Raw genomic sequence first — 16273 nt, 5'->3', positions numbered from 1 at the left:
ATTGCGTGCACGTTGGCGCGTGCTGATCGCGGCGATGCTCATAGGGCTAGCCGCGGCCGGCTGGCATTACGGATTGCAGATGCAACAGCCGCCGGCATCGACGCCGGCGGCGCAACTGCCTGCCTCGCTTGCCGAGCCTATGCCGGCCGCTCCGCCGCCCGCACCAGCGCTGCGCTCGAATCCCCCCCTCGTCAAAGCGCTGCCGCACGTCAAGGTCAAACCGGGCGGTAGCAGTTGGAGCCCGGACCCGGCCATTGCACCAGCGCCTGTCGAGGCTCAGCGCGGCGCACCGGATGTTCCGGGCGCTCAGCCGCTGCGGCCGCCACCCGCATCCACCCCCTGAAAACGGTCAAGGCTGGGCGATTCGCCCAGCCGTTCGACACATCCATCGCCTTTATCGCCCTCCGCCGCCGGTCCGATCAATTGACGCTCGATCAGGCAACGGTACTTCGGATCGGTCCGCGATTGGCGTATGAACTCCCCCGGGATTTCTCCGAGCAGCCAGCATGGGCAATGCCAATGCTACGGATCGCTAATGTATACAGCACAGGCGACAGCATTGGTCTGCTCCAAGCGCGGCAACGCCTAGCGCAATCATTAAACCTGAACCGTCTACACCTCTTTTGATTCGGCAATTAATTCAGCGAGAACGCACTGCCTTTCTTCATCGGAATTATCTGAAATCCCATGCAGGGCAAGACATTGTGCAAAGTCGCCAAGCCATTTCCTCCATGTCGGCAGCATGAAATTATTCTTACCACACGATTACGGAAATCAGCGCCAACATTCAGCGACATTCTTCTACCAGCACCCAGCCTTACTTTCTCCCAACTATTTAACAAGCCATCAATTCCCCAACCATCAATCGTTAGATTAAACCGAGGAAAAATTACCCAAAAACATAGGATAACTCCTATAAATAATAAAAATTTACCTGGTCACCATTGCCGCATGAGATCCCACTTTGAACCTGCAATCGCTCTTTCATTGGGGTTAACCATATTTATCTATTTTTAACTTTCATACAGTTCGTTTCCTATAAAAATCAATTACTTACATCTAAAATCGAGCTGCCTGCCCGGCATTTGCGCATCATTGACCGTTACCACTCCTTAAACAATCCACAGAACCCTTGCCCTCGATGGCTCAATATCCGAAGTGAATCGATCCCCAATTTATTTATTTATCCGAACCCTTTGCGTAAACTAAATGCGTGTGATAGTTTCAGAATGCATCCCGGAATTCTTTTTTTAATTTCCTGGACTAGCCATTTGGCGGTTGGTCGTTTCTTTCAACTTGTCTTGCCCGCTTGAAAACCTCCTTTATCAATAGAGGAACCGTGTATGAGCCAGACATTCAACAATGTGACTTTTTCCGGCCCGAGCGCGACTGCCGGCGTGAACACTTTGGGCCTGTTTACCGGGACCAACCTGTTCAATACGCTCGGCATTACGGGTGTGGTCGTCAACGGTACGATCGACGTGCCGGGCGGGAGCGCACCGACCGTGACGTGGCAACTTGCGAACGGCACGGCGGCGCTCGCCAGCAACGCGACGTACCTCGGCTACAGCATCAATAATGCCGATCCTACGAATCCGACTTACTACTTCTCGGCCAACCTCGCCGGCGTATCGACTCCGATCACGTTCGCGGTGACATTCAGCCCGAGTGGCACGGGGTTCCTCTCGATCGCGCAACCGATCAACACATCGGCCACCAGCGCACCGCCGAGCACGAGCACGACGCCCGTCTGCTTCGGCTCCGGCACGAAGATCCGCACGACGCGCGGCGATATCGCAGTGGAAGATTTGAAGGTGGGCGACATTGCGATCACCAGTTCGGGTCGCGAGCGCCCGATCGTCTGGATCGGCAAGCGCACGGTGACCCGCACGCATACGTCGAACTTCGACGAGTCCCGTCCGGTACGCGTGATGGCCGGCGCCCTGGGTGAGAATCTTCCGACGGAAGATCTGGTGCTGTCGCCGGGTCATTCGCTGTGCCTGTCCGTACTCGACGAACTGTTCGTCCCGGTGCGCTTCCTTGCGAACGGCTCGACGATCGCCTACATCGACGTCGACGAAGTGACGTACTGGCACGTCGAGCTCGACGAGCACGATGTCCTGATCGCCAACGGCGTCTACAGCGAAAGCTATAAGGACTGCGGTAACCGCGGCTGGTTCATGGGCCACGGCGGCAATGCAGATCCGGATGTCGTCAACGCCGCACTCGCGGAATATGCGCGCCCGTTCGTGATCAATGGCCCGGTCATTGACGCATTGCGTTCGCGAATCGCCGTGCGCGCGCGCGAACTCGGCTGGACGATCACCAACGACATGGACGTGCATCTCGTCGTCGACGGCCAACGGGTTGACGGCGATATCGAAAACGGTCAGGCGCGCTTCCTGTTCCCGGCAACGGCCAAAGAAGTGCAGCTCATCTCCAAGACGTTCACGCCGGCCGAATTCGGTTTGGGCGACGATCCGCGCAAGCTCGGCGTATGCGTCAGCGGTTTGCACGTGACGGATGGTCTGTCTTTCTCGAAAGAGATCGCGCTCGACGACGCGGAACTGTCGAAAGGCTTCTACGGCCTGGAGCCGCAAAACAACCATCGCTGGACGAACGGCAACCTGTCGATTCCTTCGACGTTCTGGAGCGGCTGCAAGTCCCACGTTTTCCTGCGTCTGAGCTTCCGGACGGACGCGGGCTTTAGCTGGGTCGAGCCGGCCAGCCAAGCTGCCGACGAAAAAGTTTTGACTTTGCGCGCAGCATAAATTGCAGTTGACGAAGTAGAAAGGCTTGCGGGCGGCGTTGGGGCCGCCCGCATTTTGTTGGGCCGCCCGAGTTCGAATTCGCGTCGATATCGCGCTTGGTTCGCGTCCGCTCGATGTTTCGGCTCCAGCTCACGCGCGATCGTGCGGCTATGTGGCCGCATCGATGGCGCCCCCCGTTTTTCGATCTACAAACAGCACAAGAACGCTTTAGCTATCGGCTGGACACTGCAATGGCATGCCATACCGAAGTGAGAGACAGCAGCATGGAGCGCCGCCGGCAATTGAAACGATTGAACCAGCTCGATCCCCAGCGAGAGTCCGAATGCGCCTTCCATCGTTGCGACCCGACGCGCGCCGGACACAAGCCCGATCCAATCCAATCGCCGACAAATCGAATGATCGCAGCACATCTTTTCATTCGAACTCCCAATGATGATCGATCTTGCGGTCGCAAACGATCTTATCTACCTCCCCCGGCCGATTTCCGATTAAGCTCGCTTCAGGCAACTTATCGCGGCCATTGAAGTACTGCGATCATCCGCCGCGAAGCTTAGGCCGTCGAACCCGGTTGTCCGCCGCGCCGCAATCCGACATTGCCGTTTTTTTGTGAACGCAGATGTTGACCAATACTCGATACGATCATGTCTCGTCCGCGGCTTCTCTCGAAGAGCTGTTGGCATATGACGGCGACGAATTCCTGTACTGCGCGTATCGCACGCTGTTGGGGCGCGATCCAGACCAGGAGGGCGCGTCGTTCTATCTCTCCAAGCTGGAAAACGGAGCCGATAAGCTCCAGATCATCGATCAGTTATGCTCATCTCCGGAACTCAAGAACGGACGGCGCGTATTGCCGGGGCTTGAGCACGCATTGCGAAATTGGCACCGTTTTCATTGGCCGATTGTCGGAAAAATATTCGGGCCGCCCGACGCGGGCCGTTTCAGCGGCGTCGAACAGAAACTGCACCGCGTCGAACATTCGCTCACGACGCTATCCACCGCATCCGCTGAACATCTGAATCAGCTCAGCGAGCGTCTCACGCATGCGCAAGCATTGCTCGAACGCGTGCAAGAAAGCGGCAATGGCCAAGCAAAACACTTCGGCGAATCGCTGAGCGCTCTTTCAGACGACACGACCGCGCAGTTGAAACAAGTCGAAACGCGCATCGCCCGCACCCACGATTGGCTCGGGCAATGGCGGGATGCGTCGGATCTGCACGCTCAGCATATCGACCGGACATTGGCCGCACTGTCCGACGGCACCGTCGCGCATTTGAAGCAGGTCGATGCGCGCGTCGCCCGCGCGCACGAAATGCTCGGACAAATACAGAATGCCGAAGAACAACGCGCTCAACGCGTCGATCGTGCATTGGACGCATTGTCGAACCAAACCGCCACGCATTGGAGCGAGACGAACGCGCGTCTCGTCGAGACGCAAACAAAGCTGAAACACATTCAGGATGCCGAAAGCATTCAAACGCAGCATTTCGAGCATTGCCTGGCCAAGCTATCCGACGACACTGTCACGCATTTGAATCAGGTGACTGCGCGTCTCATGCGAACGGAGGAAATGCTCGGACAGTTGCTTGAGTTCGCCAATCTTCAGACACAGCGCCTCGATCAGGCACTAGCCGCGCTGTCGGGCGAGACTGCCTCGCACTTAAATCAGATCGATACGCGCCTCGCGCACACACACACTTTGCTCGAGCAATTGCAGGAAACGACCCGCTTGCAGGAGCATCGGCTTCAGCGCGTGTTGAACGGTGGCGGCCCCGTGCTGGGACGACCGAATCAGCGATTCGTGTTCAACCTGTCCACCAGTCATCATTGGCGCGCACGCCCTGTCGGCATCGTGCGCGTGGAGCGGGAACTCGCGAAACATCTGGCCGCTTACGAGAACGTGACGTTCGTGCTCTGGGACCCGGCAGCGAAGGTGCTCAGGGAATTCGACCGCCGTCACGTGGGCAGCATCCTGTCCGAACGCTGGTGCGACAGCACGGATGCATCGGTCGTTCAGTATCATCACGCGACGCTGCCCGAACTCGATCCTTCGGGCGCCGATACCTACATTTCGGTCGGCCTCGACTGGGACCTTTCGCCGATTCACGACGTCGCAAAATATTTGCGCAAGTATGGCGCGAAGATGGTCGGCGCATGCCACGACGTCGTGCCGATTCTGTTTCCGGAATTCAGCGCGCGTCAGGAAATGGCTCAAACGTTCCAACGGCATTTCGTCGATATGGCCTATACGGCGACGAGCATTTTCGCGAACTCCGACTCGTCATGCCGCGATCTGGCGTCGTTTTGGGAAGCAGCAGGCGTCGAGACGCGTTTTCCGAAAATCAGCGTGATTCCGCTCGCCGTGCCCGAGCGCAGCGCGGGGTTACCGGGCTTGGAAGAACGGGAAGCCAGCATGCTGCGCCATATCCTGTTCTGCGGCAACTTCGTGCTGTATGTCAGCTCGCTCGAAGCGCGCAAGAATCACCGGCTGCTCGTCAATGTCTGGGACGAGCTGTATCGCGACCGTGGCGCCAATTGTCCGCAACTCGTCTTTGTCGGCATGAAGGGCTGGGGTGTCGACGATCTGATGGAGCAGCTTGAGAGCATGCCGATGTTCAAGGAGGGCAAGGTGCTCTGGCTTCAGAACGTCAGCGACGCCCTGCTGGCGCACCTGTACGCGAACTGCCTGTTCACGGTGTTCCCGAGCATGTACGAAGGGTGGGGGCTGGCGGCGACGGAATCGATGTCGTTCGGCAAGGCATGCGTGATCGCGAACAACAGCGCGCTGCCGCAAGCCGCGCAAGGGCTGATGCCGCAGTACCACCCGGGCGATTTCTTCGGCTGGAAAAACGAGATCACGCGCCTGATCGACGACCATGCCTACCGTCTCGAACTGGAGCGCAAGATCGCGAGCCAATACGTGACCCGAACCTGGGCCGACTTCTCGCGCGAGTTCTGCGAGAAGCTGCTCGTCAACGTTTAACCGCTGCCGTTGCGCCCACACACGACATGGTCAAACAAGTCACCTCGAAACAACGCATCGTCGTCAACGTGACGGCCAGCGCCGGCTGGCGCCGACGCCCGGTCGGCATCATCCGGGTCGAGCGCGAGCTGGTCAAGCAACTGCGGCGCCTGCACCCCACGCGCATCGAACCGGTGCTGCTCGATCGCCAAAGCGGCGAATGGAAGCTCGCGGGCGTGCCGCTCTTCGACGAGATCTGCTCGGACGAATGGGTGCTGGCCGACAACCCGGATGAAGTGCCGCAAGCCTTGAAGAAGCCGCTCGCGCCGTTCAAGCCGAGCCCCACCGACAAGTTCGTGACCGTCGGCAGCGACTGGTCGTTCGACATCCCGGACCGGGTGATGCGCCTGTACGGCCAGCACAAGGCGCTCGTCGCCGCGCTGTACGACCTGATTCCGCTGCTGTTTCCGGAGTTCACGCCCGGCCCGGAATTTTTCGATCAGTTCCACCGCCATTACCGCGACGTCGCGAAATACGCGCAATCGGTGTTCTCGATCTCCGAGCATTCGAAGCAGGACCTGCTCGAATTCTGGCAGCGCGCCGGGCTGAGCGGGCCGCTGCCACGCGTGGAGGTGGTGCCGCTGGCGGGGCTGCCGCGCAAAGCGGCGCTGCCGCAGTTGAGCGCGGCCGAGCGCGCGCAGTTGCACAGCCTCTGCCACGCGGGCGAATACGTGATGTTGGTGAGCACGCTGGAGCCGAGAAAAAACCACCAGCTGATGCTCGACATCTGGCGCCAGTTGCACCTGGAGCGCGGCGCGCGCTGCCCGCGGCTGATCTTCGTGGGCATGCGCGGCTGGGGCGCGGAGAACATGATCCAGCAGATGGGGCAGATGAACGCGACGCGGGACGGCAAGATCGAGTGGCTGCAAGGCGTGGGCGACGATCTGCTGATGCATTTGTACGCGAACGCGCTGTTCGCGGTGCTGCCGAGCCATTACGAAGGCTGGGGGCTGGCGGCGACGGAGGCGGCCAGCTTCGGCAAGGTGTGCGTGACGTCGAACAACAGCGCGCTGAGCGAGGCGACGGGCGGCTTGTCGCCGAGCCACCATCCGCTGGATCTGCCCGCGTGGGAGCGCGAGATCCGGCGCCTGATCGACGAGCCCGAGTATCGCCAGGGGCTGGAAACCCGGATCGTGAACGGCTTCGTCCAACGCACGTGGGACGATTTCGGCCGCGAATTTTCGACGAAACTGCTTTGACCGACGCCATGCGAGAACACGCCGCACGAATTCTGCAGGTTACCCCTTATCCGACGATCGATCCCCGTCACGGCGGCCAGATCCGCTCGGCGCAGATTGCCGCCGAGTTGCGCGCGGCCGGCTACGAGGTCAAGAGCGTCGCGGTGTATGTCGCGGACGATTATCCGCAGGCGGGCGAGGACGACATCGCGTTCGATTCGAAGTCCGAATACTGGCATGACGATCTGCCGTGGCTGTCGGATTACTACAGCGGGGTGTTCGGCGCGCGCGACGCGAAAGCGTCGGCGCGGCTGCAGGCGGTGATCAATGGGTATCGGCCGCAGGCGGTGGTGGTCGAGCAGCCGTGGCTGTTCAAGGCGGTGCAGCGGGTGGCGCCGCCGGGCACGAAGCTGATCTATTCGTCGCAGAACATCGAGTGGCGGCTCAAGGACAAGCTGTTCGCGAGAACGGGCCATCCGCAGCGGGAGACGCTGATCGAGGCGATCCGGGAGATGGAGCACGCGGCGGCGCGCGACGCGCATCTGGTGGTGGCGTGCACGGAGTCGGACCTGGCGTATTACCGTGACGTGTCGGGCAAGCCGGCCTTCAACGGCGTGGTGGCGGGCAACGGGGTGGAGCCGTTCTCATGCACGCCGCAGCGGGTGGCGGAGTGGCTGGCGTTCTTCAGTCGGCCGATTCCGGTATTCGTGAGCAGTGCTCACTTGCCGAACGCGCAGGGATTCTGGGACATGATGGCGCCGGGGCTGACGTTCCTGCGCCCGGACGAGGACATTCTGGTGGTGGGCGGGGTGAGTTCGATCATCATGCAGGCGCCGGGCTACCAGCGGTATGCGGACGTGAACCTGAGCCGGCTGAACATAGCGGGGCCGCGGGAGAAGACGGAGCTGCAGGCGCTGGTGCGGGCGAGCCACGTGGTGCTGCTGCCGATCACGGATGGGGAGGGCTCGAATCTGAAGACGGCGGAGGCGCTGGAATCGGGCTGTCCGATCGTGGCGACGAGCAAGGCGTTTCGCGGATTCGAGGCGGCGATGTCGCTGCCGCACGTGCAGATCGCGGACAACGCGCGGGATTTCCGTGTGGCGGTGCGGCGCGCGCTGGACCGGCCGAGGAAGACGGATGCGACGCCGCTGGAGGTGCGCTCGAAGTATTACTGGAAGCATCAACTGAAAGGTTTCGTCGAGGCGATGCGCCCGCTGTCCGAAGCCAGGGCGACGGCAGCCAAGGCCAGCGCAGCGGCCGCAGTGCGTTGACGCAGCACGGGCTCACGCTTCCTGCCGCATCGTGCGGCAGGAAGTGGCTCGATCGCACTCGGCGCACCGCACGCAGGCTCAGTGCCAGCCTAACGAGATAGCTCCGCCGCTTACCGCGAGTTGGCCGCGAACGTGTCGCACGATCGCACATCCCCCGACTGAAGCCCGCGCCGTAACCAATAGACGCGCTGCTCGCTGCTGCCATGCGTGAACGTCTCCGGCACGACATAACCCTGGCTTTGCCGCTGGAGGCGGTCATCGCCAATAGCGGCAGCGGCCTGCAAGCCCTGCTCGAAGTCGCCCGCTTCGATGAGCTGCTGATTCGCGCGCTGCGCATTGTTCGCCCATACACCGGCAAAACAATCGGCCTGCAACTCCAGCCGCACCGATAGTTGGTTCGACTGCGCCTCGCTCGCGCGCCGCCGTGCAGCATCAACCTTGTCGGAGATACCGAGGAGGTTCTGCACATGATGCCCGACCTCGTGTGCAATCACATATGCCTGCGCAAAGTCGCCCCCCGCGCCGAAACGGCGGCGCAGTTCGTCGTAGAACGCGAGATCGATATAAACCTTGCGATCGGCGGGACAATAGAACGGCCCCATCGCGGACTGACCGGTGCCGCATGCCGTCGGCGTCGTATTCGAAAACATGACGAGCTTGGGCGGCACGTACTGCGCTTGCAATTGAGTCGAAAAAATAGTCGTCCAGGTCCGCTCGATATTGCCAAGCACCTTACGGGTAAAAACCGCCCCCGCATCGGTAGCGGGCACGCCCGCGTTTTGCGCTTGGCTTGGCTGAGCCTGTTGCTGCCCCGCGCCCTGCAACGCCGACGCACCTTGCAGGACGACACGCGGATCGATCCCAAAAAAGTACGAGGCGGCAAGCGCTACGACGATCGTGCCGATGCCTACGGTTGCACGCCGCCCTGTGCCGAAAGCGCCGCGCCGATCCTCAACATTCTGGCTTTCGGTTTCGTCGTCGAGTCTCATGACCGGTATATCCCTATTCGTTGTCGATATCGATAAACCGGGCTCGCAGAGGCGATCCGGCGTCGAAAGTATAACCAACCAATGCGACGGGATCCGTTCGTCTTTTCACTCAAATCGCACGCAATCAACGAGTCAAATCGGCACGCAAACAAAACGGCCGGTCTCTCGACCGGCCGTCCCTATGTCAGCATCGAAATCGATGCAGCCCGCTTTCGCTGTCACACAAGATCGAAGCGATCAAGGTTCATCACCTTGCTCCAGGCAGCGACGAAATCGCGAACGAATTTCTCGTGTGCATCCGCGCTGCCATACAGCTCGGCCAGTGCACGAAGTTCGGAATTCGAACCAAAAACGAGGTCGACACGCGTGCCTGTCCACTTCAATTCACCCGTCGCACGATCGCGTCCTTCGAACACGTCATTCGCGTCCGATGTCGGTTTCCACTCGGTGCGCATGTCGAGCAGGTTCGTAAAGAAATCGTTCGTCAGCACTTCCGGCCGTTTAGTGAAAACGCCGTGCTGAGTCTGCTCGAAATTGACGTTCAGCACGCGCAAGCCGCCGATCAGCACCGTCAGCTCCGGTGCAGTCAGCGTCAACAATTGTGCCTTGTCGATCAACAGCGCCTCAGCCGACACGGAACACTTGCCTTTCAAGTAATTACGAAAACCGTCCGCGATCGGCTCGAGCACCGCGAAGGATTCGATGTCGGTCTGCTCCTGCGATGCGTCCGCACGCCCGGGCGCAAAGGGCACCGTGACCGCGTGGCCTGCCTGACTCGCCGCATGCTCGACGCCCGCGCAACCAGCCAGCACGATCAAGTCGGCCAACGAGACTTTCTTGCCACCGGACTGCGCGCCATTAAACGCGCTCTGGATACCTTCCAGTTTCGCGAGCACCTTCGCCAGACGATCAGGCTGATTGACCGGCCAGTCCTTCTGCGGCGCAAGACGAATCCGCGCGCCGTTCGCGCCTCCCCGTTTGTCGGAGCCGCGGAAGGTGGATGCCGAAGCCCAAGCGGTCGACACCAATTCCGCAACGGACAGCCCCGACGCCAGAATTTCACGCTTGAGCGCGGCGATATCCTGTTCGTCGATCAACGGATGACCGACCTCGGGAATCGGGTCTTGCCAGAGCAGTTCCTCGGCCGGCACTTCCGGGCCGAGATAGCGGGGGCGCGGCCCCATGTCACGGTGCGTCAGCTTGAACCACGCGCGGGCAAACGCATCGGCGAATTGATCGGGATTCTGATGGAAACGCCGGGAGATTGCCTCGTATGCCGGATCGAATCGAAGCGCAAGATCGGTTGTCAGCATCGACGGCGAGCGGCGCTTGGACGGGTCGTGCGGATCCGGCACGGTGCCGGCGCCTGCGTCGCCTTTCGGTTTCCATTGATGCGCGCCAGCGGGGCTCTTCGTCAGTTCCCATTCGTAGCCGAACAGATTGTCGAAGAAATCGTTACTCCACTTCGTCGGCGTGGTGGTCCAGATGACTTCCAGGCCGCTCGTGATCGCATCGTCGCCCTTGCCCGTACCAAAATCGTTCTTCCAGCCAAGGCCTTGCTGCTCAAGGCCGGCTGCCTCCGGCTCGGGCCCCACATGAGACGCAGGCGCGGCGCCATGCGCCTTGCCGAACGTGTGGCCTCCGGCAATCAACGCCACCGTCTCTTCATCGTTCATCGCCATCCGCGCGAAAGTTTCGCGAATATCCCGGGCGGCGGCGACCGGATCCGGATTGCCGTTCGGACCTTCCGGATTGACGTAAATCAGCCCCATCTGCACGGCCGCGAGCGGATTTTCGAGATCGCGCTCGCCGGTATAACGCTGGTCGCCCAGCCAAGTCTTTTCGGAGCCCCAATAGATATCCTCGTCCGGCTCCCAAGCATCCACACGCCCCCCTGCGAAACCGAAGGTTTTGAATCCCATCGATTCCAATGCGACGTTGCCGGTCAGTATGATCAAGTCTGCCCATGAAATTTTGCGGCCATATTTCTGCTTGATCGGCCAGATCAGCCGGCGCGCCTTGTCGAGGCTGGCATTGTCGGGCCAGCTATTGAGGGGTGCGAAACGCTGCTGGCCGCTGCCGGCGCCGCCTCGTCCGTCGGCCGTGCGATACGTGCCGGCGCTATGCCAGGCCATCCGGATGAACAGCGGACCATAGTGCCCGAAATCGGCCGGCCACCAATCCTGCGAATCGGTCATCAGCGCCAGCAGATCCTTTTTCACGGCAGCCAGATCCAGGCTCTTGAATGCGTCGGCGTAATTGAAATCCTTGTCCATCGGATCGGACAAGGACGAATGTTGGCGCAGGAGGTTCAGCTTCAGTTGATTGGGCCACCAGTCTTGGTTCGACGTGCCGCCGCCAGCGGTATGCTTGAACGGACACTTCGTTTCTGTCGACATGCTTCTCTCCTTTGTTCGTGGGGCGTGCAACGCCGCGGCTCAGCCTGGAGCCTGGGCACTGCCCGAGAATAGTACGGGTTCTCGTCTATGAGCGGAAATAGGTTTCCTCAATAGCGACGCAACAAAAAAGCTAACGTAAACGCTGATCGCAGCCATCGCTACGATGATTCGATGTTTTCATGACATTTCCTTGATCCGCGGCTGACTTGCCGATCCGCAGCAGGGACGTCCGGTTTCGATCAACGCACGACGCAGCACGAGCACCTTACCGAAAAACAAGCCATCGTGCTTTTTTGGCCGGCTCGCGCCGGTATCCAGGTCAAAAGACGATACGGACTGGTGACTTCATGCGGCACATGCTTGCGTATGTAGCGCAATGCCGAATAGCATGAAGCAAATACGACACGATATCGAAGCAGAAAAATCAGGCGCAACGAACCATGAAGAATTGATAATAATAGGCTGCCATCTCGTTGATGTTTCGCAGAACAGATCGATTGGGACGGGATTTCGGTTCATCTGCTCCCGACGTTCATACGTACCTTCCCGCCATGCAAAAATAACGCCGCACGCCCCACGTGCCTCATCGCACAGCGTCAAGATCTTTTGGCATAAAATGCGACGTCGATGCATTCCCGCCGCACCAGTATCGATCCAACCTGCGGGGCGTCCGATGATCGCAGCGGGTTTGCTCCACAAGAACACGCATCCCCGCTCCCTGGGAGAAGACAATGCCGGCTCACCCGCAATGGTCGACCATTGCCGCGCGAAAGCATGCCGTTCGGACATTCATTGACGGCTATTGCGCCGCACGTAATCAGATAACAGCGATCGTCACTGATCACGCAGACGGCTTTGCTGTCCGATTCAACCCCGAGATGGGCCGGGAATACGAGCATTTCATGATCGAAGGCGCCGCGATGCAAGACGAGCGCGCATTCGCAGCCGGTGCATGGATTACGCAATTCGGAACGATCGCGCTGCCACAAGCGATACGCGATAAAACATGCAGGCTCGCCGCTGAGCATTTCATGGTCGCCGATATCGCCCGGCTCGCGGGCTCCGATGAATTGGCTGCGTCGTTGGCGTGCGCGCTGGATACCGACATCGAGCATTTCAACGCTTGCGGCAAATTTCCCCCGTTTCGCCCGAACCCGCGCGCATTTCTTTTTGCACATCGAATCGATGGCCAGATCGCCGCGACTGCCCGCTACGGCTTCGCATCCGATAACGCCATCGTCATCGACCGGGTAGGCACCGCCGATACGTTCCGGCGCCGCGGCCTAGCATCTCAGTTGCTCAAGGCGATCGTCTCGCATGCGCGGCACCGTGGAGCGCAGCGTGCATGGCTCGTTTCAACCGATGCCGGCGAGCCTCTTTATCGCTCTGCCGGCTTCGCGAATATTGCTTCGGTGATCGTCGATCAGGTAATGGCGTGACTCGGTCGAATCGGTGGAGCGCTACCGCGGGCAGCGCTCGCTGAAATAGCCGTGCGCGGATGATCCAGGCCGCTCGGCCGGAGCGCGGCACGACATCCGAGCCACCCGCCATCATCGAACCAGTAACTTTCGTGGCCCCAGAATAACGCGCGACAGTGGTTCTTCTCATGGAACCTCGAGCCGTTTACGATTGTCGGCGTGGGCGGGCATGCCGCTCCGCCGCCGAAGCGAGAACGACCTTGGTTACCACCACGAACGAATTCCAGCAATCTATCGGGCAAGCCGTTTCAGACTGGTCAGCTCGTCCGCGCCCCGCTGCCGTCACGCGCCAGGGGCATTACTGCCGCATCGAGCCGCTCGACGCCGGCCGCCATGCGGCGGATCTCCACGCAGCCTATGCAACGGCAACTGACGGCCGCGACTGGACCTACATGGCGGTCGGACCGTTCGACGATGAAGCCAGTTACCGGCGCTACGCTGAAAGTGCGGCGGCGAGCACCGATCCGCTGCACTTCGCCGTGATCGATCTCGCAAGCGGCCGCGCGATCGGCACGCTCGCGCTGATGCGCATCGATCCGGCCAACGGCGTCATCGAGGTCGGTTCGGTAGCCTTCTCGCCCGATTTGAAGCGCACGCCGGCGTCGACCGAAGCGCAGTACCTGCTGATGAAATACATATTCGACGAACTCGGCTACCGGCGCTACGAATGGAAATGCGACAGCCTCAACGCACCGTCACGCAAGGCCGCCGTGCGCCTCGGCTTCCGTTATGAAGGCACATTCCGTCAGGCGGTGGTGTACAAGGGCCGCAATCGCGATACCGCCTGGTTCGCGATTCTCGACAGCGAGTGGCCCGCTCTCGCGACGGCATTCGACGCGTGGCTATCCCCCGCCAACTTCGATGTGCATGGCCAGCAACGCCAGTCGCTCACCGCGATCCGCAGCGCGCAGGCCGCCGCGCGCCCCCACGCCGGCCACCCGCACGCCGGCGCGGGCATCGCGATCCGGCCGCTCGATGTGCGCGACGAAGCCACATGGCGCGAGCTGTGGCGCGGCTATCAAGCGTTCTACGAGACCGCACTGAGCGAGGCCGTATTCGCGACGACCTGGGCCCGCCTGCACGATCCGCAGGAGCCGATGTTCGCGCTCGGTGCGTTCGACGAGACCGGCAAGCTGCTCGGCATCGTCCACGCGATCTACCATCGCTCGTGTTGGACGATCGGGCCGTACTGCTATTTGCAGGATCTGTTTACCGAGCCCGGTTCGCGAGGTCGCGGCGTCGGGCGAGCGCTGATCGAAGCGGTTTACGAGCAGGCGCGCGCCGCCGGAGCAAGTCGCGTGTACTGGCTCACCCACGAAACCAATACGGCCGCTCGCGTGCTGTATGACCAACTCGCAGCCAACGCCGGGTTCATTCAATACAGGAAAGATCTGCGTTAGCCGGCACACGCCGGCCGCGGCTTTCGACAAAAATCCATTCGGGTTCGCGCAATCTGCCGCAGCGCCGGCCGTCCACCGATCCATCAGACGGTCGGCAAAAGCGGCGGGCGCACGAACCCACGCGCACCCGCCGATGCCGGCGATACATCGTCCGGCCCAAACGCTGCCGGCCTGGCATCGTGCAGCAACGCCGGGCGCGCACGACTACCCTGCTCAAGAAGGTTCGACGATCTTCAGTACACCGGATAGATGCAGGAATTCGCCGTTCTTCTGCGCGATGTTCGTGTAAACCGTTCCATGTTCGAAGTCCTCGATATGCACGACGTTTGAACCCGTGCTCGGCTCGTGCCAATACACCATGTAAACGTTCGGCCGAATCTCGCGCGCGGTATATTGGACGGTATCTGTCACGCCCTTGAATTGCCCCGCGCTGCCAATGAACGACATGGTGCGCTCATCCTTGAAGTGCAGATCAAATACCACATCACCAAACTGCACGCGCATCTGCTTGCCGAGCGCCGGGAACGGCGCGGGCGCGGGCCACGGCATTTCACCCTTGATCACCTTGGCGCTCATTTCGAGCGAGGGCTTTGCGCCAAGCGCCGGATAGCGGGTTTCCATGGCAGCAATCAACGTAGCGGAATCTTTCGCGCGCGCTGCTTCCTGATCAAACGCTTTCAAGTAATCACGTGTGAAGGCGACTGACGCGGTCGTGAAAGGCAAACTACCATCCGCGTTCGGCAGAAAATGCCCCGGTATGACGCGGGCCGGCTTCAGCGAATCGATCCGCTCAAGCGTCGCCAGCCAGTTCGCGCGCGACAGCGGCGTCTGCGTATCGGCAATCCATACGTGAATATTGGCTGCAACCGGAATGCCACCGGCTACCGTCCGCGCCGACGGAATCCAGACGAACGTGCGATCGGGCGTCGGGCCATCAAGGCCGACAATTTGCAGTTTTTCGCCGTCGATCGTGAGCGTGTTGCCGTCCAGCGGCTGAGGCACGACCAGCGATTTCGGCGCATTGTCCTTAAGAATCGGCCCCCAGTATGCGAGCTTGCCGTCCTTGCTCGCCTGGATTGCCGCGACCGTCTGCGGTGTCGCAACGATCTTTGCGTTTGGAAATGCGGCATGAATGGTATCGAGGCCGAAGTAATAGTCCGGATCGCTATGGCTGATGTACACGGCTTTCAGTGTCTTGCCGCTCGCCTTGATCTTGTCGACCAACGCGGTCGCGTCGCTGCGTTGGAACTGCGCATCGACCAGGATCGCTTCGGTCTTACCCGTAACGATTTCCGACGACACCGGGAAAATACCCTTCGCGCCGGGGTTATAAACATCGACGGCAAGCGGAGCTGCCGCGCTTGCGCAAACCGCGCTCAGCATGGCCGAGATGGAAAATGCCGCCTTGATCAGCGAACGAGTAAACATACGACCTCCTTTGGAGTACTGAATTCATCGCCTCCGGGAACGATGAATGACATGTGCGACGCTCGGCCGTTTCTGTACTTGGCAAGACTGGATCGCCTGCCGGCACTACAGAGCCACGACCCAGTCATACCCGGTATCGCCGATAAAATGAAATCAAAATAGTTACATATTTTGCCGATCGAAATCCAATGCCCATGGAACACGCTACGCAACCATATTCGCCTCCATCCCCTAACGGAAAAACAGATTTTCATTAGAATTTCAGGAAAAATCTTCGATATCCTGAAGACTTCAAATAAAGGTGATGCACGGCGCGCTCCAAATTCCGTTGGAAATTCCG

10 protein-coding genes are annotated in these 16273 nt (G+C 60.3%); 7 read left to right on the top strand and 3 right to left on the bottom strand.

The features are described from left to right. Window positions 1-34: 34 nt before the first annotated feature. The 5 genes from AQ611_RS24900 to AQ611_RS16855 all read left to right on the top strand — a co-directional run bounded on the left by AQ611_RS24900 (window position 35) and on the right by AQ611_RS16855 (window position 8239). Window positions 35-343, top strand: a complete 309-nt coding sequence (locus tag AQ611_RS24900) for a hypothetical protein (protein ID WP_083237546.1) — start codon at window positions 35-37, stop codon at window positions 341-343. A gap of 1000 nt (window positions 344-1343) precedes the next feature. Next, window positions 1344-2771, top strand: coding sequence for a Hint domain-containing protein (locus AQ611_RS16870; protein WP_059519350.1), 1428 nt, complete (start codon window positions 1344-1346; stop codon window positions 2769-2771). Between the two features lie 616 nt (window positions 2772-3387). Continuing rightward, entirely contained in the window at window positions 3388-5751 is a 2364-nt protein-coding gene (locus AQ611_RS24895; protein WP_083237427.1) for a glycosyltransferase, read from the top strand. A 26-nt stretch (window positions 5752-5777) separates the two neighbouring features. Further along, window positions 5778-6989 carry a glycosyltransferase family 4 protein gene (locus tag AQ611_RS16860; RefSeq protein ID WP_069233850.1) on the top strand — a complete coding sequence of 404 codons (1212 nt, stop codon included), beginning with the start codon at window positions 5778-5780 and terminating at the stop codon, window positions 6987-6989. Window positions 6990-6997: 8 nt separating this feature from the next. Further along, entirely contained in the window at window positions 6998-8239 is a 1242-nt protein-coding gene (locus tag AQ611_RS16855; RefSeq protein WP_069233851.1) for a glycosyltransferase, read from the top strand. A 110-nt stretch (window positions 8240-8349) separates the two neighbouring features. On the opposite strand, the gene ypfJ is transcribed toward AQ611_RS16855, so the two are convergent. Then, window positions 8350-9228, bottom strand: a complete 879-nt coding sequence (gene ypfJ / locus AQ611_RS16850; RefSeq protein WP_059519520.1) for a KPN_02809 family neutral zinc metallopeptidase — start codon at window positions 9226-9228, stop codon at window positions 8350-8352. Window positions 9229-9446: 218 nt separating this feature from the next. Then, a complete protein-coding gene (katG, locus tag AQ611_RS16845) occupies window positions 9447-11627 on the bottom strand; it encodes a catalase/peroxidase HPI (protein WP_059519518.1) in 2181 nt (726 codons plus the stop codon). 731 nt (window positions 11628-12358) lie between these two features. Between katG and AQ611_RS16840 the strand changes: the two genes are divergently transcribed. Both AQ611_RS16840 and AQ611_RS16835 read left to right on the top strand, forming a co-directional pair. Beyond that, the gene (locus AQ611_RS16840; protein ID WP_083237426.1) at window positions 12359-13066 is read left to right on the top strand and encodes a GNAT family N-acetyltransferase; all 708 of its coding nucleotides are present in this window, start codon (window positions 12359-12361) and stop codon (window positions 13064-13066) included. 239 nt (window positions 13067-13305) lie between these two features. Then, entirely contained in the window at window positions 13306-14505 is a 1200-nt protein-coding gene (locus tag AQ611_RS16835) for a GNAT family N-acetyltransferase (protein WP_069235438.1), read from the top strand. A gap of 213 nt (window positions 14506-14718) precedes the next feature. Here the strand turns inward: AQ611_RS16835 and AQ611_RS16830 are convergent, their stop codons facing one another. After that, complete coding sequence (locus tag AQ611_RS16830) at window positions 14719-15933, bottom strand: MBL fold metallo-hydrolase (protein ID WP_069235437.1); 1215 nt, start codon at window positions 15931-15933, stop codon at window positions 14719-14721. Window positions 15934-16273: the final 340 nt, after the last annotated feature.

The organism is Burkholderia singularis, from assembly GCF_001718875.1.
GTDB lineage: Bacteria > Pseudomonadota > Gammaproteobacteria > Burkholderiales > Burkholderiaceae > Burkholderia > Burkholderia singularis.
This window is presented reverse-complemented; position numbering and strand designations above follow the sequence as displayed.